Source organism: Streptomyces sp. NPDC003042 (assembly GCF_053591315.1).
The window spans coordinates 29644-52112 of the sequence record NZ_JBSFTP010000047.1 but is presented as its reverse complement, the minus strand read 5'-3'; the positions used below and the strand labels follow the sequence as shown (position 1 = coordinate 52112).

At 72.0% G+C, this 22469-nt stretch carries 17 protein-coding genes; 8 read left to right on the top strand and 9 right to left on the bottom strand.

The genetic code is table 11. The annotated features are described in order from the left end of the window. Positions 1 to 7 precede the first annotated feature (7 nt). Positions 8 to 787 carry an MSCRAMM family protein gene (locus tag ACWDYJ_RS22495; RefSeq protein WP_451567368.1) on the bottom strand — a complete coding sequence of 260 codons (780 nt, stop codon included), beginning with the start codon at positions 785 to 787 and terminating at the stop codon, positions 8 to 10. A 192-nt stretch (positions 788 to 979) separates the two neighbouring features. Then, positions 980 to 2224, bottom strand: coding sequence for a L,D-transpeptidase (locus ACWDYJ_RS22490; protein ID WP_451567367.1), 1245 nt, complete (start codon positions 2222 to 2224; stop codon positions 980 to 982). A gap of 171 nt (positions 2225 to 2395) precedes the next feature. Between ACWDYJ_RS22490 and glgX the strand changes: the two genes are divergently transcribed. Together glgX and ACWDYJ_RS22480 are read left to right on the top strand one after the other, a co-directional pair. Continuing rightward, a complete protein-coding gene (gene glgX / locus ACWDYJ_RS22485) occupies positions 2396 to 4666 on the top strand; it encodes a glycogen debranching protein GlgX (RefSeq protein WP_451567366.1) in 2271 nt (756 codons plus the stop codon). 174 nt (positions 4667 to 4840) lie between these two features. Then, positions 4841 to 5578: a CDP-alcohol phosphatidyltransferase family protein gene (locus tag ACWDYJ_RS22480; RefSeq protein ID WP_451567365.1), complete on the top strand. Its 738-nt coding sequence runs from the start codon at positions 4841 to 4843 to the stop codon at positions 5576 to 5578. Here ACWDYJ_RS22480 and ACWDYJ_RS22475 read toward each other — a convergent pair. Further along, positions 5559 to 6062, bottom strand: coding sequence for an adenylyltransferase/cytidyltransferase family protein (locus tag ACWDYJ_RS22475; RefSeq protein ID WP_451567364.1), 504 nt, complete (start codon positions 6060 to 6062; stop codon positions 5559 to 5561). The two genes, ACWDYJ_RS22480 and ACWDYJ_RS22475, sit on opposite strands and share 20 nt — an antisense overlap. Before the next feature lie 157 nt (positions 6063 to 6219). On the opposite strand from ACWDYJ_RS22475, the gene ACWDYJ_RS22470 reads away from it, so the two are divergent. Genes ACWDYJ_RS22470 through ACWDYJ_RS22460 form a run of 3 tightly spaced genes read left to right on the top strand, consistent with a single transcriptional unit; the run spans position 6220 to position 10369 of the window. Next, on the top strand, positions 6220 to 7425 hold the full coding sequence (locus ACWDYJ_RS22470) for a glycosyltransferase family 4 protein (RefSeq protein ID WP_451567376.1): 1206 nt from the start codon (positions 6220 to 6222) through the stop codon (positions 7423 to 7425). Further along, the gene (locus tag ACWDYJ_RS22465; protein WP_451567363.1) at positions 7422 to 9155 is read left to right on the top strand and encodes a lipopolysaccharide biosynthesis protein; all 1734 of its coding nucleotides are present in this window, start codon (positions 7422 to 7424) and stop codon (positions 9153 to 9155) included. Before ACWDYJ_RS22470 ends, ACWDYJ_RS22465 begins: the two co-directional genes overlap by 4 nt. Continuing rightward, positions 9152 to 10369 (top strand): hypothetical protein, encoded by a 1218-nt coding sequence (locus tag ACWDYJ_RS22460; RefSeq protein ID WP_451567362.1) that lies wholly within the window; start codon positions 9152 to 9154, stop codon positions 10367 to 10369. Before ACWDYJ_RS22465 ends, ACWDYJ_RS22460 begins: the two co-directional genes overlap by 4 nt. A gap of 98 nt (positions 10370 to 10467) precedes the next feature. Here the strand turns inward: ACWDYJ_RS22460 and ACWDYJ_RS22455 are convergent, their stop codons facing one another. Then, complete coding sequence (locus tag ACWDYJ_RS22455) at positions 10468 to 11979, bottom strand: hypothetical protein (RefSeq protein ID WP_451567361.1); 1512 nt, start codon at positions 11977 to 11979, stop codon at positions 10468 to 10470. A gap of 263 nt (positions 11980 to 12242) precedes the next feature. Beyond that, positions 12243 to 13778, bottom strand: a complete 1536-nt coding sequence (locus ACWDYJ_RS22450; RefSeq protein WP_451567360.1) for an alkaline phosphatase D family protein — start codon at positions 13776 to 13778, stop codon at positions 12243 to 12245. A 276-nt stretch (positions 13779 to 14054) separates the two neighbouring features. On the opposite strand from ACWDYJ_RS22450, the gene ACWDYJ_RS22445 reads away from it, so the two are divergent. Together ACWDYJ_RS22445 and ACWDYJ_RS22440 are read left to right on the top strand one after the other, a co-directional pair. After that, entirely contained in the window at positions 14055 to 14594 is a 540-nt protein-coding gene (locus ACWDYJ_RS22445; protein ID WP_451567359.1) for a WcaF family extracellular polysaccharide biosynthesis acetyltransferase, read from the top strand. Further along, positions 14591 to 15715, top strand: coding sequence for a glycosyltransferase (locus tag ACWDYJ_RS22440; RefSeq protein WP_451567358.1), 1125 nt, complete (start codon positions 14591 to 14593; stop codon positions 15713 to 15715). The genes ACWDYJ_RS22445 and ACWDYJ_RS22440 overlap by 4 nt, the downstream gene beginning before the upstream one ends. Here ACWDYJ_RS22440 and ACWDYJ_RS22435 read toward each other — a convergent pair. The 4 genes from ACWDYJ_RS22435 to gmd form a co-directional block, all read right to left on the bottom strand. Next, positions 15712 to 15930 carry a hypothetical protein gene (locus tag ACWDYJ_RS22435; protein WP_451567357.1) on the bottom strand — a complete coding sequence of 73 codons (219 nt, stop codon included), beginning with the start codon at positions 15928 to 15930 and terminating at the stop codon, positions 15712 to 15714. The genes ACWDYJ_RS22440 and ACWDYJ_RS22435 overlap by 4 nt on opposite strands. 114 nt (positions 15931 to 16044) lie before the next feature. Next, positions 16045 to 16734, bottom strand: a complete 690-nt coding sequence (locus ACWDYJ_RS22430; protein WP_451567356.1) for a hypothetical protein — start codon at positions 16732 to 16734, stop codon at positions 16045 to 16047. A gap of 89 nt (positions 16735 to 16823) precedes the next feature. Further along, positions 16824 to 19601: a CBM96 family carbohydrate-binding protein gene (locus tag ACWDYJ_RS22425; RefSeq protein ID WP_451567355.1), complete on the bottom strand. Its 2778-nt coding sequence runs from the start codon at positions 19599 to 19601 to the stop codon at positions 16824 to 16826. A gap of 306 nt (positions 19602 to 19907) precedes the next feature. Beyond that, complete coding sequence (gmd, locus tag ACWDYJ_RS22420) at positions 19908 to 20921, bottom strand: GDP-mannose 4,6-dehydratase (RefSeq protein ID WP_451567354.1); 1014 nt, start codon at positions 20919 to 20921, stop codon at positions 19908 to 19910. Between the two features lie 603 nt (positions 20922 to 21524). Here gmd and ACWDYJ_RS22415 point away from each other — a divergent pair. Continuing rightward, the gene (locus ACWDYJ_RS22415) at positions 21525 to 22469 is read left to right on the top strand and encodes a GDP-L-fucose synthase family protein (protein ID WP_451567353.1); all 945 of its coding nucleotides are present in this window, start codon (positions 21525 to 21527) and stop codon (positions 22467 to 22469) included.

Genomic DNA, 22469 nt, shown 5'->3' with positions numbered 1-22469 from the left:
GCTGGGCTCATGACTTGTCCCGCTTGTTGTGCAGCGTCACCGCGAGCCGCCTGCCGGGGGTCTTCGCGTCCAGCCTCAGCGGACCGGTCACCCGGTTGTCCGGCACGACGTAGCCCTCGGAGACGTCCGTCTCGACGAGGTAGTACCAGCCGTCGGAGAGCCGGTCGAAGTCGCACACACCGGCGCGGTCGGTGGCGCAGCCGCGCTTGGCCCTCAGGTCGGCGTTGACGCCCCGGGTCTGGAGTCCCTTGGTGTTGTTGGTTTCCTTCCAGACCTCGAACACCGCTCCGCGCAGCGCCTGTTTCGTCTTGGCGTCCTTCGTCAGGATCCTGATCGAGCCGCGCCCCTGCTGACCCTTCTTCTGGTTCTGGAAGGTGAGGACGACGCCCTGGGCGATGTGGCCGTCCTCCAGGGGGAAGGCGGCAACCGGGTCGCGGGGCGGTTCGTAGCCCGCCGGGGCGGCCGTCTGGCGCCAGTAGTACGTCTCACCGACCGGAAGTTCGATCGCGCAGGTGCCCTTGGCGTCGGTCACGCACGCGCCGTCGGTCTTCTCGTCGGGGTGCTGTCCGGAGGTCTGGAGCCAGGCCTGGTCGTTGGTCTCGCGCCACAGCTCGAAGCGGGCGCCGGGCAGGGCGGCGCCGGTGTTCTCGTCGGCCGTGCGCAGCACGACCTTGGCGCCTGCCGCCGCCCGGTCGTCGCCGGAGTCCGCCGCGAAGGCCGTCGGCGCCGCCCCGACAGCCAGCACGGCCGCGATCGCCGGCCCGAGGGCCCGTTTCCTAGCTGACATGACGCTCCGTCCGTTACCTGCCCCGATGTGCCCTGACAGGCTGGAGGCACGCTTCGGCGGGGCGGCGGCAGGACACTCCCCCGCTACGGCATTGCGGTCACACGAATCACCCGTTCGTGCTCGCGTGACGGCGAGAAGCGACGGCTCGGGCTACGGGCTACGGGCGACGGGCGACGGCTTCAGGCCACGGCCTCAGGCGATGGCGGAGCCGGCGACCCAGTCCGCCCAGGACATGTTCCAGCCGCCCAGACCGTTGTTCGCGGCCACGGTCTTGTCCTGCGAGTTCACGACCTCCACCACGTCCCCGACCAGCGTCCGGTCGAAGAACCAGCCGGCCGGGGTGTCGGAGCCGCCGCCCTTGTCGTCGCGCAGGCCCACACAGCCGTGGCTGATGTTGGTGGAGCCGAAGGTGTCCGGGCTGGCCCAGTAGTTTCCGTGCAGGAAAGTGCCGGAGGCGGTGAGGCGCATGGCGTGCGGGACGTCGGGGATGTCGTACTCGCCCTTGCCGTCCTCGCTCGTGAAGCCGACGGTGGCGCCGTTCATCCGGGTGACGTCGAACATCTCCATCACCACCATCTTGCCGTTGTAGGTGGTGTTCTTGGGCGCCCCGGCGGTGATGGGGACCGTGGACACCAGCTGCCCGTCCCGGCGGACCTCCATGGTGTGGGCCTCCGCGTCCACGGTGGAGATCTGGGAGCGGCCGACCGTGAAGCGGATGGTCTTGTCCTGGATCCCGTACGAACCGGGCGCGCCCTCGATGTCGCGCAGGTTCATCTTCACGGTGACCTCGGTGCCGGCCTTCCAGTACTCCTTGGGCCGGAAGTCGAGGCGCTCGCCGCCGAACCAGTGGCCCACGACCTCCACCGCCGGGTCGGAGGTGACCTTGATGGCCCGTTCCACGTCCGCGCGGTGCTTGACGGCGCGGCTGAAGTTGAAGGAGACGATCATGCCGGTGCCGACGGTGGAGCGGTTCTCGGGTTTGAAGTAGCCGATGAACCGCTCCTCGGGGACGTAGGTGGTGAAGGTGGTGTGCCGGGCCTGGCGGCGGTTGTGCCCGTCGAGGGCGACGGCGTCGACCGTGTACTTGGCGGCGAGCGAGAGCCGACCGGCCGAGGGGTCGGGGCTCCAGCTGAGGCCGTCGGCGGCGATCGATCCGGGGACCTTCTCCTCCTGGGCGTCCTCCACCTTGGTCACGACGACCCGCTCGAGCCGCCCCTCGGGAACATTGACCCGCAGCGGGCCGTCGGCCGGCACCCCCTTGGCGTTGTCCGCGGGGGTGATCCGGATGGCCTCGTCCGGCGACCGGGGTTTGCCGGGCAGCTGGATCTCGACCGGGGAGCGGCCGTCCTCGGTGCAGCCGGTCAGCCCGCCCAGCAGGCACGCCCACGCCGCCACGGCGGCGAAGCCCGCCCCTGCCCGCCTCGTCAGAAAAGTCACGTTCCGTCCAACGACACGCCCCCTCCCGGGGAAACGTGGGCGCGGGCCACGTTCCGGGCGGGGCAGTGCGGGCAGAACAGTGTGAAGGACCAGACGGGGGCGGGCCCAGGCCGGGACGCCGGGGCCGCAACCGCTACCCCCGCCGGTACCCAGGAGCCGTGGAGGCGTGCAGTGTCGAGCGCAGCCGAGCAGGAGGCGGTGGAGACCGCCGCGACGGACACCGTGCGCAAGCGGGTCCAGGCGCAGGTGTTACGGGTGTCCGCGCGCCCGGGACCACCGGTGTGGCCAGGGTCCTCGCACCCGCTGGGAGCCCGTTACCACGTCGGCCCCGGCGGGGTCGCGGGTACCAACTTCGCCCTGTGGGCGCGGGGCGCGGAGGCGGTGGAGCTGTGCCTCTTCGACGGGGACGGCCCCGAGAGCACCGAGACGCGCTGCGCCCTGACCGAGCTGACGCACGAGATCTGGCACGGCTTCGTGCCCGGCGTGCGCCCCGGGCAGCGGTACGGATTTCGGGTGCACGGCCGCTGGGACCCGTGGACGGGGGCCCGGTTCAACGCGGCGAAGCTGCTGCTGGACCCGTACGCGCGGGCGGTGGACGGGGCCCCGGGGAATGATTACGGCACGCTGCCGCCGGAGGTGTACGGGCACGTGCGGGACTGGCCGCAGCAGTACATCGCGGACACGGTGCGCGACGACCGGGACTCGGCGCCCTTCGTCCCGAAGGGGGTCGTCGTCCACGATGACGACGACTGGGCGGACGACGTCCGGCCGAAGACGCCGTGGGCCGATTCGGTGATCTACGAGCTGCACGTGCGCGGCTTCACGATGCGCCATCCGGGTATTCCCGAGAAACTGCGGGGCACGTACGCGGGGCTCGCCCATCCGGCGGCGATCGAACACCTGACGCAGCTGGGCGTGACCGCGGTGGAGCTGCTGCCGGTGCACCAGTTCGCGCACGAGGACCATCTGCTGCGGCGCGGGCTGCGCAACTACTGGGGCTACAACTCGGTCGGCTACTTCGCCCCGCACGCGGCGTACTCGTCGAGCGGGACGACCGGGCAGCAGGTCGGAGAGTTCAAACGGATGGTGCGGGCGCTGCACGCGGCGGGGATCGAGGTCATCCTCGACGTGGTCTACAACCACACCGCCGAGGCCGGCGAGCTGGGCCCGACGCTGTCCCTGCGCGGAGTCGACAACCGGGGCTACTACCGGCTCCAGTCCGACCAGCGCCGCTACGCCGACTACACGGGCTGCGGGAACACCCTGCACGCCGGGCGCCCGCACGTACTGCGGCTGATCACCGACTCGCTGCGGTACTGGGTGACGGAGATGGGGGTGGACGGCTTCCGCTTCGACCTGGCGGCGGCGCTGGCCCGCTCGATGCACGACGTGGACATGCTCTCGCCGTTCCTGGCGGTGATCGCCCAGGACCCGGTGCTGCGGCGGGTGAAGCTGATCGCGGAGCCCTGGGACGTGGGCTCGGGCGGCTACCAGGTGGGCGCGTTCCCGCCGCTGTGGACGGAGTGGAACGACCGGTACCGGGACGCCGTACGGGATTTCTGGCGGGGCGCGCTGCCCGACGTACGGGACCTCGGCTACCGGCTGTCGGGGTCGAGCGACCTGTACGCGTGGGGCGGGCGGCGGCCGTACGCGTCGGTGAACTTCGTGACGGCGCACGACGGTTTCACGCTGCGGGACCTGGTCTCGTACGAGCGCAAGCACAACGAGGCCAACGGGGAGGAGGGGCGCGACGGGACCAACGACAACCGGTCCTGGAACTGCGGGGCGGAGGGGGAGACGGGTGACGAGCGGGTCGGCGCGCTGCGCCGGCGGCAGCTGCGCAACCTGCTGACGACGCTGCTGCTGTCGACGGGCGTGCCGATGCTGGTGGCGGGGGACGAGTTCGGGCGCACCCAGGGCGGCAACAACAACGCCTACTGCCAGGACAACGAGACGGGGTGGGTCGACTGGTCGCTGCTGTCCGATCCGGCGTGGGCCGGGCTGTTCGCGCTGACCCGCCGGCTGATCGCGCTGCGCCAGGCCCATCCGGTGCTGCGGCGGCGGGCGTTCTTCTCCGGCCGGTCGCAGGGCGCGGACGGGCTGCGGGACCTGGCCTGGTTCACCCCGGCGGGGGCGGAGATGACGGAGCGGGACTGGTACGCGCCGGCCGCCTCGGTGGGGCTGTACCTGTCGGGGCGGGACATCCCCGGCCGGGACGAGCGGGGGCGGCAGGTGACGGACGACAGCTTCCTGGCGCTGCTGCACGCCGGGGACCGGCCGGTGGAGTGGGTGCTGCCGGGCGCCCCGTGGGCGGGGGTGTACGAGCTGGTGCTCGACACCTCGCGGGAGTCGCAGGACGCCCCGCCCGCGAGCCGGCACCGCGGCGGGGAGAACCTGACGGTCCCGGCGCGGTCGGTGCTGCTGCTGCGCGTCCTGACGTGACGGGCCTCGCTGGGCTCCCGGCGGACGGCGGGGGCGGGGCTGGTGGTGGTCGCGAACCCGGCCGTACCGCTGCTTCAGGACGTACGGGCGCATCCCGAGCCGAAGGCCGCGTACGCCCTGCGATGATGTGGCCGTTCATACGAACGGCGAACAAGAGTTCAGGCAGGGGTACGCATGGCGAGAGTCGGGACCGCGCTGCGGGAGCTGCGCGGGGCGCAGAAGTCGGCGAAGGGGGTGTCGCTCTACTCGCGGTTCGTCAACCGGCCCGCCGGGCGGTACCTGGCCGCCGGGTCGTACGCGCTGGGGCTCACTCCGAATCAGGTGACGCTGGTCAGCGCCGCCTTCAGCTTCGCCGCCGTCGCGGCGGTCGCGCTGGCCGCGCCCTCGTGGGGGCTGGGGATCGCCGTGTGGGCCGCACTCGCGGTCGGCTTCGCCTTCGACTCCGCCGACGGACAGCTGGCCCGGCTGCGCGGCGGCGGCAGCGCGGCGGGCGAATGGCTCGACCACGTCGTGGACTGCGCCAAGCTCACCGCCCTGCACACCTGCGTGCTGATCGCCTTCTACCGCTTCCCGGATACGTATGGGATCGCGGGGGGCGCGACCGGCGCGGACGGCTGGCTGCTGGTGCCCCTCGGCTTCCAGTTCGTCTCGGTCGTCACCTTCTTCGGCGGGCTGCTCACCGAGAAGCTCAAGCCCAAGCCGGCCCCGGGAAGCCCCGCCGCCGCGCCGTCGACGCTGCGCGCGGTGGCGTTGCTGCCCGTGGACTACGGCGTCTTCTGCCTGGTGTTCCTGCTGCTCGGCGGCGGGAAGCTGTTCGTCTACGGGTACGCGGCGCTGGGCGCGGTCGCCTCGCTGTTCCTGCTGGCGTTCCTGACCAAGTGGTTCCGGGAGCTCAGCGCCGTTCGGCGGTGAACGGCTCGGCGACCGGGACGGGTTGGGCGAGCACGTCCAGGGCCCGACGCAGCTGGGTGCTGGAGGTGTGCACGGTGTAGGGGAAGTAGACGACGTCCACCCCGTGTTCGGCGAAGTCCTGCTCCAGCCGCTTGCCCTTGGGCGTCCCCCGCCAGTCGTCGCCCTTGAAGATGACGTCGAAGCGGACCTGCTTCCAGGTCTCCACCTTGTCGGGGACCGTTTCGACGAAGGCGGCGTCGACGTACTTGACGCTGCGGACGATCTCCAGCCGTTCGACGAGCGGGATCATCGGGCGGCGGCCCTTGGCGAGTTCGGCCATCTCGTCGGAGACCACTCCGGCCACCAGGTAGTCGCACTGGCTGCGCGCGTGCCGAAGGATGTTCAGGTGTCCGATGTGGAACAGGTCGTAGGCCCCGGGCGCGTAGCCGACCCGGTACGGTCTGCGCGCTGACGCTCCACGGTCGGACAAGTCGTACTCCGTCATCAGGTACCCCCCAGAGACCACACCCCCCGGTGTGGCAGATCAGCCGACAATAGCGTGCACGTTCCACACCTTGTGGGTGAACGAATAGGGTGACGTGCGCATCATCCAGGGGAGAAGGGGACGTTCAGTGTCCAGATCCGGTCACCGGCGGCTGCTGCTGGTTTCCACCAACTACGCCCCCGAGCACGCGGGCATAGGCCCGTACGCCACTCAGATCGCGGAGCACTGGGCGGATCTCGGCCACGAGACCCACGTCCTGGCGGGCATGCCGCACTACCCGGCCTGGTCGGTCGAGCCGGAGTACAAGGGGGCGCTGCGGCGCACGGAACAGCGCGCGGGGGTCACCGTGCACCGGCGAGCGCACACCGTGCCGCCGCGTCAGACCGCCGTCAAGCGGGCGCTGTTCGAAGGATCGATCCTGCTGCACGGAGCCGTGGCCCCGCCCCGGATGCCGAAGCCCGACGCGGTCATGGCGCAGATGCCGAGCCTGGCCGGCGGGGTGCTCGCCGCGCGGCTGGCCGCGCGGTGGAAGGTCCCGTACGTCCCGGTCGTCCAGGACCTGATGGGCGCCGCGGCCGCGCAGAGCGGGATCAGCGGCGGCGACAAGGCGGCCGCCATCGCCGGGCGCGCGGAGGCGTACGCCCTGAAGCGCGCCACCCTGGTCGGCGTCATCCACGAGACCTTCGTGGACCGGGTCGTCGGGATGGGCGTGGACCCCGGGAAGATCCGCCTGGTGCCCAACTGGTCCCACGTGCCGCAGCCCACCAAGCCGCGCGGCGAGACCCGGCGCCACCTCGGCTGGGCGCCCGGGCAGACGGTCGTCCTGCACTCCGGGAACATGGGCCTCAAGCAGGGCCTGGAAGTCCTCGTCGGCGCCGCCCGGCTGGATCCGAGCGTCCGGTTCGTGCTCATGGGCGACGGCAGCCAGCGCTCGGCCCTCGCCCACCTCGCGGCCGACGTGCCCAATCTGGACATCATCCCCCCTGCCGCCGACGGCGAGTTCCCGGATATCCTCGCCGCGGCGGACGTCCTCGCGGTCACGCAGCACGCGGCCGTGCTGGACATGAGCGTGCCGTCCAAGCTCACCTCCTACTTCCAGGCCGGCCGGCCGGTCGTCGCGTCCGTCGCGGCGCGGGGCGGCACCGCCCAGGAGGTGGAACGGTCGGGCGCGGGGGTGCTCGTACCACCGGAGGATCCGGGAGCCCTGCTGAAGGCCGTACGGGCCCTGGCGCAGGACCCCGAGGGGGCGGACGCGTTGGGGGCGGCCGGTCCCGTCCACGTGGCGGCGCACCTGAGCCGTGGGGCGGGCCTGGCCCGGATCGACGCACTGATCGACGAAGCTCTTGGGGGGCACCCGACGTGACCGAGACGAACCGGCCGGCAGCGGCCCCGGCCGACGACGAACCCGATCTCCTCAGGGACCAGTTCCGCCAGCTGCTGCGCTACCGGCGGCTCATCGGGGCGGGGATCGGGATCGGCCTGCTGGGCGGCGTCTACCTCGGCATTTCCACGGCGGACACCTACGTCGCGACCGCCGACGTCGTCCTGCGCGCGCCCACCGACGACCCGTTCAACCCGAGCCTCGCGCCCGACAAGGCGATCAACATCGGCTCCGAACGGCAGGTCGCGCTCTCCAGCTCCATAGCCGTCGAGGCCGCGAAGAAACTCGGCGTGGCCGACAAGGACTTCGGCGCCCTGCGCAGCGGCCTCCAGGTCACCAACCCGCCGCAGACGATGGTGCTCCGCTTCACCTACACCGCGTCCTCCCCCCACGAGTCCGCCAAGCGCGCCAACGCGATGACCGACGCCTACCTGCTCAAGCGGCAGGAAGCCCTCGACGTCACGCGCGACCAGATGGTCAAGGGTTACAAGGCCCAGCGCGACCCGGTCGCCAAGCAGCTCGACGAGCTCGTCAAGGAGATCGCCCGGATGCCGGCCGGCGCCCCGCGCGACACCGCCACCTCCACCAAGACGGACCTCCAGAGCGAGGTGGGCCGCTACAACGGCAGCATCACCAAGCTCGAAGCGCTCGACATGACCCCGGGCCGCGTCACCAGCAAGGCCACCGCGCCCAGCAACGACGACGGCCTGGGCCTGGTCATGTCGCTGGCGCTCGGCGCGGCCGTGGGTCTGGCGCTCGGCCTGCTCGCCGCCTGGGTGCGGCTCGTCTTCGACCCCTCCCCGCGCTCCGAGGGCGATGTGGCACGGGCCCTGCGCGCACCCGTGCTGGGCTCCCTGCCCCGGGACAAGACCGGCGGCGGGCCCCTGCTCGCGGCCGGCGAGGAGGATCCCCGGCTCGCCGAGGAGTACCGCTCGGTGGCCTTCCGGCTCGCCTACGACGCCCGCTTCGCCGACCGGCGCCGCCTGCTCGTCGTCGCCCCGCGCGGCAGCAGCGAGATCGCCGCCGCCGTCGCCGTGAACCTGGCCGCCTCCTTCGCCGAGACCGGCAAGGACGTGCTGCTCATCGAGGCCGACCTGCGCACCCCGGTCCTGGCCAGCCAGCTGCCGACCGACGCCGGCGGACGGCCGCGCTGGGGCCGGCAGCCGGGCGGCTCCCCCGACGGGCACCCGGGCCGGCAGGCGGAATCCGACTGGCCGGACGGACGCCAGCTCGTCGTGGACGCCGGGGAGTCGGGCGCCTTCGACCTGATCCCGGGCGAGCGGGTGCGCAACGTCGCCCGCGCGCTGACCTCCCCGCGCGCCACCCGGCTGATCTCCGAGGCCGACTCCCCCAACTCCACCGTCGTCGTGCTCGCGCCGCCCGTGCTGTCCTACGCCGACGCCCTCGCCCTCGTCGACCGCGTCGACGGCGTCCTGGTCGTCTGCGACCCGCGCGCCGTCCACCGCACCGACCTGTCCCGCATCCGCGAACTGATCAGCGGCGCCGGCGGCATCGTGCTCGGCGCGGTGCTGCACGGGCCGCTGCCCGGCGAGAAGCGCGGGCGCGGCAAGACCAAGCGTGCGGCCGCCACCCCCGTCGCGCCGCCCGCGCCGCAGCCGATCCCGCGCGAGGCGGCCGAACCGGAGCAGCACATCCCGGGTGACGGCACCGACACCGTCGCGCTGCGCACCGTACGCACGGGCCGGAGGTGAGCCGGCGGGGCCTCGCCGCGCTCTCCTCGGTCCTGGACCAGGCCGCCTCCAGCGCCACGAACATCCTCGTGGTGGTACTGGCCGCCCGGCTCTCCACGGCGGCCGGCTTCGCCGACTTCTCGATGGTGTACGTGGCGTTCAGCGTGCTCCTCGGACTGAACATGGCCTACGTCGGCCAGAGCGTGGTGCTGGAGAAGGGCGAGGGGCTGGGCACGGTGTGCCGCTCCTCGGTCGCCTTCACCGGGGCCGCCTCGGCGGTGGCGGGGGCGGTACTGGCCCTCGTCGGCCTGCTGCTCTCCGGGGCCACGGGGCGGGCCTTCCTCGCACTGGGACTCGTACTGCCGTTGGTGCTCGTACAGGACGGGCTGCGGTACTGCTTCTCCGCCCTGCGGGTGCCGGAGCGGGCGCTGGCCGCCGACGCGCTGCGGCTGGCGTGCGCGGTCGCGGCGCTGGCCGTACAGCCCGAAGGGGCCTCGGCGGGGCGGCTGGTCTTGGTGTGGGGGCTCTCCGCGCTGCCGGCGCTGGGCCTCGGGCTGTGGCTGCTGCGGCCGTACGTACGGGGGGTGCGGGGCGAGCTGCGTCCGTACCTCGACCGGGGGCACCTGGGACGGCGGTTCGTGGTCGAGTTCGCGGTGGGCAACGGCTCCAGCCAGCTCGCCGTGCTGGGCCTCGGTCTCTTCGCGACGCCGCTGGCCGTCGGTGCGCTGCGCGGTGCGAGCACCCTCTTCGGGCCGCTGAACGTGCTGTTCAACTCCGCGAACGCCTTCGGGCCGCCGGTGCTGGGGCGGCTCGGCGGCAAGCCGGGTGTGGTCCGGGCGACGGCGCTGCTCGGGCTCGTACTCGCCGCCGTCGGCGCGGGCTGGGCGGCGGCCCTGTACGTCCTGCCGGACCGGCTGGGCCGGGAGCTGCTCGGTGACACCTGGGCCTCGGCGGCGGCGCTGCTGCCGGCGACGGGGGCGCAGTACGCGGTGATGGGGCTGGGAACGTGCGCGCTGCTGACGCTGCGGGTGCTGGCTCCGAAGGCCACGCTGTCCTTGCAGGTCGTCTTCTCGCTGCTGTCGGTGGGCCTGCTGCTGGGTGGCTACGCCGTGTGGGGCGTGGCCGGGGCCGCGTGGGGCCTGGCGGCCGGCTCGACCCTGAAGGCGGCGGCCGCCTGGCTCCGGGTCGCCCGGCTCAAGTCCCCTGCTCCGCAGGACGAGCCCGTCGCGGCGTAGCCGCTGCCCGGCACCTGCCGACGCAGCTCAGCCGAATCGAGCCCCGCCGCCGATTGAGGCGCGGGTCCGGGCGGAGCCCGGGAACGGCGGGGCGCGGGTCAGCGCAGCGTCGTGGCCCGGTCCTGGCGGTACGTCGCGACCAGCGCCAGGCACAGGGCCGCGATCGCCACGCGCCCCGACGCCTGGAGCAGGGGGCCCCGCAGCAGGATGAACGAGTACCCCGCGACCAGCGGGACCACGACCGAGATCAGACTCCCCGGCGGGGACCGCCGCGTGGCGCGCTTGGCGTAACGCCGGTCCACGCGTGCCGAGGCGTACCCCATGCCCAGCAGCCCGGCGCCCATGCCCAGCGGGCCGAAGTCGATCCACAGCTCCGCCCAGATCGGGGAGGAGAGGTTGGTGTTGACCGTGCCCATCCACTGCCCGACCATCACCCCGGTGTCGCGCGGCTTCCCCGGCCACACCGATCGCGGCACCGCGAAGAAGACGGACCCGGCGAGCTGGCGCCCGTAGAAATGGCCGGGGCCGGAGTTGGAGAAGGTGATGGTGTTCGCGAACATGCCGATCTGGTCGTAGTCCTTGAGCGCCATCGGCTCCAGGAACGAGGTCGTCTCGACGGGCTTGTAGTTCTTCTCGTCGTACCGGAAGCGGTCCGCGAACGGGAAGACGAGCAGGGCGACGACCACGGCCATCGACAGGGCCACCCGGTACATCGCGGCGCTCACCGGGAAGACGGTGAAGAGCAGCGCGAACATGACGGTCAGGAACCAGTAGCGCGGGTTCGAGACCGGGTTGTTGACCACCAGGTTCAGCGCGGCCAGGGCCGCCCAGGTCACGATGACCGACACCTTGCGGCGGGCGAACTTCGAGGTGATCATCCAGCGCGTGTAGAGGAGCAGGGCGAGCAGCGCCGGTACGGTGCCGAAGCCGCGCAGCAGGGCCTGGCCGGCCTGGCCGTCGCCGTTGGAGACGCCCGCCTCCTCGATGCCCGCGATGATCTCCTGGCGGCTGGAGAAGAAGACGGCCGGGCCGCCCAGCTTCGCGATGAACGCCGCGCTGCACAGGAACGCGAGGACGGTCAGCAGTTGGAGCCGCCGCCGGTGCGCCATGACGGGCCGGGGCTCCTTCTGGGAGCCGCCCGCGCGGCCCGCCGGCCGGTGCCGGGCGAGCAGGACGCCGACGTCGAAGGCCGTACAGCCGAGGAGCACCAGGCCGATGGCGACGGTGAGGTCGGAGCGGGGGCCGACGACCGGGGTGGGCACCTGCCCGAGGACGGCCTGGGCGAGGGGGGCGACCCCCATGGCCATGTAGACGAAGAGCCAGAAGGAGCCCTGGAGCAGCTTGCGGCGGCTGGTCAGCACCATCGCGGAGAGCCGGGCGCCCGCGTACATGGTGAGCAGCAACTGGAGCCAGAAGGCGGCGTCGTGGGCGCCCGCGCCGGACTGGACGGCGACGAAGAACGGCAGGAAGACGGTGAATCCGAGGGCGAGCGGTACGGAGAGCGCCCGGGAGAGCAGGGTGCGCGAGGTGGTGACCGTGCCCCACTGGCTCTCGTCCTCGACGGGGGGCGGCGCCACCGTGGCGGAAGGCTTGCGTACGTCCGTCACCACTGTCGCATCACTGTCGCCCCCACCCCTGTGCGTGACCCGCGCGCAGTCTAGGACGTGATCCGTAAGTCACCAAAGGGTGAGCTGCGGATCGCGGCCGGGGCGGTGTCCGGGCTGCCCGGCGTGGTCACGCTTTGGGCGTGGCTCATCCGGGGTCGCTCGGGACCGCTGTCCGGCGGTTCGGGGAGCAGAGGTTCCACGGCATTGCCGTGGGACTGCCACGCGGCCGACACCGCAAGCGGCAGCGAACCCCGCCCCCGCGACGCTCAAGCCGGTTGGAGGCCCGGTTCACCGGCGGCGACGGCCCAGGAGGCAGTGGTACGCACCGGCGCCTGACGGACCGCGATGGTGTCGACGGTCCGTGCGTCGGTGATCCACTGCTGACGGTCGATGTTCAGCCGCAGATAGCCGCGGCGGGAGCCGTCGTAATAGCGGACATGCGGATTCAAGACGGGGTTGAACGCCCTGAGCGGTGCGTCAAAGGCGGCGGGGAAGTCGGAACTGACGCTGGTTGCCGTGAACTCGACGGCGACCGGTTGACTGGAGAGGTCGTCGCGTTCGATCCGCAGATCGCTGAACCAGGAAGAGTGGATGTCGCCCGCGAGCACGATCGGGTTCGGCACTCTGGCGTCGCGCAGGAAACCCAGCAGCCGGCGGCGGGCGGGGTCGTAGCCGTCCCACTGGTCGAGGTTGACGATGGAGGGCAGCGGCCGGGTCGGGTCGAGGAAGTTGGGGAGCCGAATCTGGCTCATCATCACCTGCTGGGCGATGACGTTCCAACGGGCAGGGGAGTCGGCCAGTCCGCGCCTCAGCCACCTCTCCTGGACATCGCCGGTGAGTGTGCCGGCGGTGTTCTGCGTGCCGGCCGCCTCCGGGCCGAAGTCGCGGGGGTAATCCCCCGGCTGGTCCGTGCGGTACTGGCGGGTGTCCAGCACATTCAGCCGAAGCAGGTCACCGAAGTCGAACCGGCGGTAGAGCCGGTAGTCCGGGGAGCCGGGATCGAGGCGGTGCCGGAGCGGCAAGTGCTCGTAGTAGGCCTGGTAGGCGGCCGCGCGCTGACGCGCGAAGGTGGCGGGGTCCTGCCTACGGGCGCCGACATCATCGTTCTCGTCCATGAGATCGGCGTAGTTGTCCTCCACCTCGTGGTCGTCCCAGGTGACGATCCAGGGGAAGGCGGCGTGGGCTGCCCGCAGCGCCGGGTCGGTCTTGTACTGGGCGTGCCTGGCCCGGTAGTCGGCGAGGGTGACCAGCTGGTCGAGACCAGGGGTCGTGGGGGTCGTGTGCAGCCGGTCGGGGTAGACGCTCTCGGGGTCGAACTCGTAGATGTAGTCACCCAGGTGCAGCACCGCGTCGAGGTCCTCCTCGGCGAGCCCGCTGTACGCCGGCCAGTAACCGTTCTGCCAGTCCTGGCAGTTGACCACGCCGAACCGAAGCGCACCGGGGCGGGAACGCGGCGACGGGGCGGTGCGCGTCCGGCCGACCGGGCTGAGCTGTCCGCCCGTCCGGAAGCGGTACCAGTAGTCACGGGCCGGGGCCAGGCCTCGTACATCGACGTGGACGCTGTGGGCGAGCGCGGGGTCGGCGTCCACGGCACCGCGGCGGACGACCCGGCGGAACTGCGGATCGGCAGCGATCTCCCATTCCACGCGCACCGGGCTGGTCCCCATGGAGGGGGCGTCGTAGGGATCGGCGACCAGCCGCGTCCACAGGACGATCCCATCGGGCAGCGGATCACCGCTGGCCACACCGAGTTTGAACGGGTCCTGCTGGACCCGCTCCGCGTGGGCGGTACGGATGCCCAACGCCTGAGCACCCGCGGCGACGGCCGCACCGACCAGCAGTCCGCGTCGGCTGATCGCCGGCGGCCGGGGTCTGGCAGGGGCAAGGGCAGGGGAAGACCGGCCGACGCGGCCAGACCATCGACGACAACGCCCGCGCCGTCGCAGTACTCCACAACCTCGAGATCGACTAGGTGTGAATTGCGGATCATCTCATAGGCTGAGCGGTGGCCCCCGGGGAGGCGTGGCTGTGGGGGTTCCCTCGGACGGAGTCTGGGGGCGGATGATGAGGGGCGACCGTTGCGTGATCTTCCTGCCTTCACGCTGGCCGGATACGACAAGGGCCGGGGGCTGTTGACGCAGGCGCTCTGGTTCGCCGTGATGAACACGCTGTTCATGTCCTGGTTCTGTCCGGCCCGGCTGCGGGTCGCGCTGCTGCGTGCGTTCGGGGCGGAGATCGGCGAGGGGGTCCTGATCCGGCACAAGGTACGCGTGCTGTGGCCGTGGAAGCTCACCGTCGGGGACCACACCTGGATCGGCGAGGGCGCATGGCTGCTGAACCTGGAGCCGGTGACGATCGGTTCGCACGTCTGCCTCTCGCAGGAGGCGCTGCTGTGCACCGGCTCCCACGACCACCGGGCCGCCGACTTCCGCTACCGCAACGCGCCGATCACCGTCGAGGACGGCGCGTGGGTGGCCGTACGGGCGACCGTGCTGGCCGGGGTGACCGTGGGCCGCTGCGCGGTCGCGGGCGCGGGGGCCGTCGTACACAAGGACCTGCCGGAACTGACCCTGCAGACGCAGGACGGGCGCCGACGCCCGGTGGAGGAGCCCGCATGAGAATCCTGCACGTCGTCACCCTCCACTCCCCCTCGCACGCCTTCGGCGGGCCGGTCCGGGTCGCGCTGAACCTCGCCAAGGGGCTGCGGGCGCGCGGCCACGAGGCCCGGCTGCTCGCCCTCGGCGAAGGCTTCGGCGAGCCCTGGCCGACGGACGTCGAAGGTGTCCCCGCCAAGCTGTTCCCCGCCCGGCGCCTCCTCCCGCTGGGCTTCAGCGGGATGACCTCGCCCGCACTGCTGGCTTCGGCCGGGCGGCTGGTGCGGGGCGTGGACCTGGTCCATGTCCACCTGGCCCGGGACCTGGTCACCCTTCCGGTGGCGCTGGCCGCGCTGCGCGCCGGGAAGCCGGTCGTCCTCCAGACCCACGGCATGGTCGACCCGAGCGACAAGCTCCTGGCCAAGGTGCTGGACGCGGTGGCGGTACGCCGCCTGCTGCGCGGCGCCGACACCGTCCTGTACCTGACCCCGCACGAGCGGACCGGGCTGGACGCGGTCGTCGGCGGCGAGCCGCTCGCGAACGCGGTCCGGCTGGTCAACGGCACTCCGGAACAAGAGGAACGGCAGCCGCTGAGCGGACCGCCCCGGATCCTGTACGCGGCCCGCCTCCAGGCCCGCAAGCGCCCGGTGGACTTCGTGGACGCGGTCCCGGCCGTACTCGCCGCCCACCCCGACGCGGAGTTCACGCTCGCGGGACCGGACGAGGGCGAACAGCCCGCCGTACTGCGCCGGATCGCGGAGCTGGGGCTGGCGGACAAGGTGCGGGTGCCCGGCCCGCTGAGCGGCGGGAACGTGCTGCGGGAGCTGCGCCGCTCGCACGTCTACGTACTGCCCTCGGTGGACGAGCCGTTTCCGATGTCGGTGCTGGAGGCCCTCTCGGTGGGCGTCCCGTCGGTGGTGACCCACTCCAACGGCCTGGCCCGCGACATCGCCACGGCGGGCGCGGGCCGCGCGGTCGATCCCGGCCCGGAAGGGGTCGCGGACGCGGTCCTGGCCCTGCTGGACCCGGCCGCCAACGACGCGGCCTCGACCGCCGCCCGCAAACTGGCCGCCGCCTCTTTCTCGATGAACGCGGTCCTGGACACCCTCCTCCCGGTGTACGAAGGGGCCCGGCGCCGCGTCTAGAGCCCGTCCCGGCGGGACTCCTGAACCACCGGGACGGCGCCCGTCACCCGGCGGCGCTTGAGGACGCTCGCGTAGACCGCGAGGCCGACGGCTCCCGCCACGATCATGATCAGGCCGGCCACGTCGAGGTTGACGCTCTCCATCTCCCAGTCGCTCGCGAAGGTGAGGATGGCCCCCACCACGATCAGGGCGATGCAACCGCTGATGCCCCGCATAGGACTCGCCTCCAGGTGGTCGTGTGACCTCGCGGGTACCCGGCGAGCCGACATGAAAACGCCGCAGCCGTCCGGACGTTCGAGCGGCGGCGGCGTCTTCGTGCGATGCGGGTCCTACGCCGGGAGCCAGGCGTAGCAGGCCGTCGAGGTGAATTCGGCGGTGCCGGGCGGAATGGTGGCCGTGGTCTTGGCGCCCGGAGCGACCGGGGCCTCGGGGCCCGAGGCGAGGACGGTGCCGTCCTTGGACTTCGCCTCCCACGTGCACGTCGTGCTCTGGGTCAGCGCCCGGTAGGTGCCCGGCGCGGGTGACGGGCGGGGGCCTTCGCCGAAGCCCTTCTGCGCCGCGTCCAGGATGGGCTTCTGCTCGGGGCAGAGGTGGGTGATCGCTTCCTTCGCGCCGGTGATCTCCCCGGAGATGACGGCCCCGGTCGCCGCGTCCTTGTCCCGCTTCGCGGTGCGCTCCACCCGCTGGCAGGCCTCCTGGCCGGACTGCAGGACGGCCGCCGGGTCCATCTTCTCGGGGACCCGACCGCTCAGGTACTTCTTCTCGTTGTCCTTGAAGGTGCCGGTCTTCGGCGTGAGCTTCGCGTCCGGCAGGACGGGGCCCGTCGGCTCGGCGTCGGGCGAGGCGGCCGCGGAGGGCGCCTCCGAGGCGTCCGCGGGGTCGGGGACCGGGGAGGAGGCGGGCGGCTTGGGCTTGACCGCTGCCTCGGCTTCGGCCTTGCGGTCGCCGGAGGAGCTGCAGGCGGTCAGCGTCAGGGCGGCGGCCAGCAGAACAGCAGCCGCTGCGGAGCGTCGGTACATCAGGGGGCTCCCGTACTTACTGGGGACTCGGGTGAGAGAGGTGTACGGGGCCCGGCGCCAGTGGCCGGGCCCCGTACGCCGTCAGGCGGTTACGGCTGGCCGAAGGTGAGGATCAGCTGCGGAGCCGCGTCCACCGCCGTCGACTCCGAGGACCAGATCCACAGCGGGTCCGTGCCCGTGCCCGTCAGGCCGAGGCTGTAGCTGCTGCCCAGCACCGCGGAGAGCGCGGCGGTGTCCAGCTCGACGTTCTGGACCGCCGAGCCGTCCGGCACGCCGGCGATGCTGCCGAGCGCGGTGGTGCCGAGGGTGGGCTTGGTGTTGAACGTCGTGCCGGCGCCGCTCCAGGTGCCGGTGACCGGGACCACGGAAACGGTGTCCGCCGTCCCGGCGCCGGTCTGTGTCGTGGTCTTGACCTGGAGGGAGGCGGCCTTCAGGACCTGTCCGGCGGGGGCCGCCGGGAGACTGAAGCGCAGGTACGTCTCGTACGCCGAGGTGCCGCGCACCGCGAGCGACGTGGACGTGCCGTAGGCGGTGCCCGGGGCGCCCTGGTTGATGTAGGTGTCCTCGGTCGCGACGACCTTGGAGACCGTGTCGGTGGGCGCCTTGGCCAGGTCGAAGTGGGACGTGATCTGGGCCTGGGTCAGCGCCGTCGGGTAGACGGCCGTCTCGTCGATCTGCCCGGCGAAGAAGTTGCTGGTCGGACGGTTCGGCCAGCCGCTGAGGTTGTCGCCGCCCACGTGCCAGAAGCCCGCGTACGACTGGAAGTTCGTGACGGGAAGCGTGCCCTTGCTCTTGCCGTCCACGTACAGCGCCATGCCGCCGGGGCCCTGCGTGCCGACGACGTGGTGCCACTTGTTGTCGTTGTACGTGTCGAAGAGGCCGGTGGTGATGGTGCGGGCCGAGCCGTTGTAGACGCCGAAGGCCAGCCGGCCGGTGTTGGTCATGTACAGCATCTTGTCGAACGAGCCGCTGCTGTAGACGGTGTTGTTGCCGAAGCCGATCAGCTTGCCGCCGCGCGTGGTGCCCGTCTTGAACCAGGTCTCGATGGTGTACGAGGTGCCGACGAACTGGCGGTGGTCGCTGTAGACCTGCTCGTTGGTGCCGTTGAAGCCCATCGCCGTGCTGGCACCGGTGACGGCGCCGGGGGTCTGGCGCAGCGCCGGGGCGTTGACCTGGATGCCGCTGGTGTTGCCGCTGACCGAGGAGTCCGCGACGTACGGGCTGACCGTGTCGTCGTAGCGCCAGTACAGCTTGGCGCCGTCGGTGCGGACCTTGTCCGGGTAGGCCTGGACCGAGGTCGGCACCGTCACGGAGACGTTCGCCGACAGGGCGCTGGTGTTGCCCGCGGCGTCGCTCGCGGTCACCCGGTAGCTGTACGACTGGCCGGCCTTGACGGTGGTGTCGGTCCAGGAGGCCTGGGGACGCTCGAACTCCAGGGAGTCGGCGGTCATGGTGTGGACCGGGGTGCCCGAGCCGTTGCGGAAGATCCGGTACGTCAGCTTGCTGTCGTCCTGGTCGTAGCTGGTGCGCCAGCGGACCTGGACCTCGCCGGGCTTGACGCTGGCGGCGCTCGCGACCGGGGTGGTCGGGGCGCCGACGTCGCCGGTGGAGGCGAAGCGGGTCAGGGCCTGCTGCGGCTTGCCGTTGATGAGGGTGAACTCACCGCCGACCCACATGTACGAAACGTCGTTCTTCGCCGCCACGGCCATGACGCGCGGGCCGATGCCCTCGCCGAGGCCGTCGTTCGCGGTGGGGTGCCAGCCGAGCTTGCGCGGGCCGCGCACGAAGCCGTCCACCGGCGCGGGTGCGGCGCCTTCGTGGTCGGTCGGCTGCGCCAGCAGGAAGTGCCGCTTGCCGTCGGGGAACTCCAGCTCGGTGGAGCAGTCGTGCGCGTGCGAGGAGCTGTACAGCACACCGTCGTGGGGCAGTACGAACTGGGTCGCGCCGAGGCAGCGGTCGCGCCACTTCTCGCTGAAGTCGGGGTTCAGGGCCAGGCGGCCGTCGAAGACGCCGCCGCCGGAGCCCTCGTTGCCGGTGTAGTAGCCCGTCGCGTCCGCGGAGATGTCCTTCACGACGGAGTTCGACGGGATGTTGCTGTACGTCTTGGTGACCGCGCCCGTGGTGGCGTTGACGACCGCCAGCGCGTGCGAGTTGGTGCCGTTGACGGCGAAGAAGTCACCGCCCAGCAGCACGTGCTGGCCGTCGTTGCTGACCTCGACGGCGCGGCCCGGCTCGTCGGCGTTGGCGGTGAAGGGCTTCAGCGCACCGGAGGTGGCGTCGACCGCGGCGAACCGCTCGCGGATCTCGCCCTGGACGGTACCGAAGTCACCGGCCGCGTAGAGGGTGTCGTCCGTGACGGCGAGCCCGCGCACGGTGGCGGGGAAGTTCGGGTGGAACGAGGCCTTGGGGGTGCAGCTCGCGATGTCGATCGCCGCGACGCTGGATACCGGGGTTCCGTTGACGGCGCCGAAGTAGCCGCCCGCGTACAGGGTCTTCTTGTCCTTGGAGACGACCAGCGCCCGTACGGTCGCGGTGCCGTCGCCGACGGTGAAGGCCAGCTTGCAGGAGCTGGGGTTGCCGGTGGCGGCGTCCAGCGCCACGAAGTTCACGGCCTCCTGCTCGGTGCCGCTGCCGATGCCCTCGGGCGGGCTGACCGCCGAGAAGGTGCCGCCGGCGAAGACGGTTCCGTTCGCCTGGTCCATGGCCCAGACGACGCCGTTCGGCTGCCAGGTGGGCAGTTCGTCGGCGGTGAATGCCACCGGCGGCGTGATGGCGGACGCCTCGGGCATCAGCACCAGGCCTATACCGGTGCCGACACCGGCCAGTGACAGGACGAGGGCAGCAGTCAGCCCTCTGGATCTACGCATGAGCCCCCCAGGGCAATTGCCCGCTTTGATGGCTGGAACTATCCGAACAGCCATATGTACTTCGCGCAGACTAGGGCCCGCTTGACGGACCGGTCACCTCACTTGACCCAATTGCATACCAACTTGGAATCAACAGGGTTCGGCAGAGAGGGCGTCCTGAGGACATACGGCAGGTTTGTCCCCGGTCACACCCCGCGGGAGCACCACGGGGATGACCGGGACACGGCAAATCGTAGGCGAAATGCGGAGGTGCCAGAGGCATCAGAGTCCTCTGACGCCTCTGGCACCTCTGGGACCTCTGGGACCTCAGCGGTCGATGCGGACCGTCACGCCCGCCAGTTGGTCCTCGACCTGACGGACGTCGGAGTCCACCATGATCCGCGCCAGTTCGGGGACGAGGACCGTCGGCTTCCAGCCGAGGATCTCCCGCGCCTTGGAGGCGTCGCCGATCAGCGCGTCGACCTCGCTCGGGCGCTCGTACTTGGGGTCGTAGCGCACGTGCTCGTTCCAGTCGAGGCCCGCGTGCGTGAAGGAGGACTCGACGAACTCGCGGACGGTCGCGGCGACTCCGGTGGCCACCACGTAGTCGGTCGGCTCGTCCTGCTGGAGCATCCGCCACATGGCGTCCACGTACTCCGGGGCGTATCCCCAGTCGCGGACGGCGTCGAGGTTGCCGAGGTAGAGGTGGTCCTGGAGACCGGCCTTGATCCGGGCGACCGCGCGGGTGATCTTGCGGGTCACGAACGTCTCGCCGCGGCGCGGGGACTCGTGGTTGAAGAGGATCCCGTTGACGGCGAACATGCCGTACGCCTCGCGGTAGTTGACCGTGGTCCAGTACGCGAACACCTTCGCGGCCCCGTACGGGCTGCGGGGGTGGAAGGGGGTCCCCTCGTTCTGCGGCGGCGGGGTCGCGCCGTACATCTCGGAGGACGAGGCCTGGTAGATACGGGTGTCCACGCCGCTGGCCCGGATGGCCTCCAGCAGGCGCAGGGCGCCGAGGCCGGTGACGTCGCCGGTGTAGAGGGGGGCGTCGAAGGAGACGCGGACGTGGGACTGCGCACCGAGGTTGTAGACCTCGTCGGGTCGTATGTCACGCAGCAGGTTCACCAGGGCGACGCCGTCGGACAGGTCCGCGTGGTGCAGGACGAAGGACCGGTTGGCGGTCTGCGGATCCTGGTAGATGTGGTCGATCCGCTCCGTGTTGAAGCTGGAGGACCGCCGCACGAGCCCGTGCACCGTGTAGCCCTTGGACAGCAGGAGCTCGGCGAGGTACGAGCCGTCCTGTCCGGTGACGCCGGTGATCAGCGCGGTCTTGCCCATGTGGGGTCCCCCTGGAGTTCGTTCGTCGTGGTTCGGTCTGACTCTGGCCCGGCCGGCCGGATGACGGGGCTCGGGGCCTGCGGCCCGGGAGCCGCCCCGCTCCGGCCGGACGCCCCGCCAGGTCCCGGCACGGAAGCGCCCGGCCGGGGGCTGGATGCGTACCGTACACGCCCGGTCCGGCCGTCTTTGCGGCGGATTCCGCCCGCCACCGGCCCCGCCACCGCCGGTGCCCGCCCCGCGCCCGCACGCCGAACCGGCCCGCGGGGCACGCCGATCGCCCACGCGGCGCGACCCGCCGGCCCGGGTCCGGAACACGGTTCCGGACCTGCGCCGTCCCGCCGGGACTCCCGGCTGCGCCGGAAGCCCCGGCAGCGACCGCTCGCAAGCCGCACACCGCGCCCACACCCACGACCCGGCCACAGCACGACAGCCGCCGCATGCCGAACCGGCCTGCGGGGCGCGGCGATCGGCCACGCGGCGCGCGCCGCCGGCCGGGGGCCCCGGAACTCCGCCGCCGTCCCCGCCGGTCACGGGTCGGCGCCGTCCCGACGGGATCCCGGGCTGCCCCGGAACCCGCGGCAGCGGCCTGGCATCATCGGCGGTATGACACGTTCGCTGCCGCTCCTGCCCCCGCACGCCCGCGTCTTCGTCGCCGGTCACCGCGGCCTCGTGGGGTCCGCGGTCGTCCGGCGACTCACCGCCGACGGCCACGAGGTGCTGACCCGGGGACGCGCCGATCTCGACCTGCGCGACGCCGCCGCGACCGAGGCGTACCTGAGGGACGTCCGCCCGGACGCCGTCGTGCTGGCCGCCGCCAAGGTCGGCGGGATCATGGCCAACAGCACGTACCCGGTGCAGTTCCTGGAGGACAACCTCAAGATCCAGCTCAGCGTCATCGCCGGCGCGCACGGCGCCGGGGTCGGCCGGCTGCTGTTCCTGGGTTCGTCGTGCATCTACCCCAAGCTGGCCCCGCAGCCGATCCGCGAGGACGCCCTGCTGACCGGCCCGCTGGAGCCCACCAACGAGGCCTACGCCCTCGCGAAGATCGCCGGCATCGTGCAGGTCCAGTCGTACCGCAAGCAGTACGGGGCCTCGTACATCTCGGCCATGCCCACGAACCTCTACGGCCCGGGCGACAACTTCGACCTGGAGTCCTCGCACGTCCTGCCCGCCCTGATCCGGCGCTTCCACGAGGCCGCCGCCGAGGGGCGTGACGAGGTCACCCTGTGGGGCTCCGGCACCCCCCGCCGGGAGTTCCTGCACGTCGACGACCTGGCCGCCGCCTGCGCGGTGCTGCTGGAGCGCTACGACGGCGGCGAGCCGGTCAACATCGGCTGCGGCGAGGACCTGACCATCAGGGCGCTGGCCGAGACGGTCGCCGAGGTGACCGGCTTCCGGGGCCGGCTCGCCTGGGACACGTCCAAGCCGGACGGGACCCCGCGCAAGCTGCTGGACGTCTCCCGTCTGACCTCGCTGGGCTGGAAGCCGGGCATCCCGCTGCGGGACGGCATCGCCGCCACCTACCGCTGGTGGCTCGACCAGAACTGA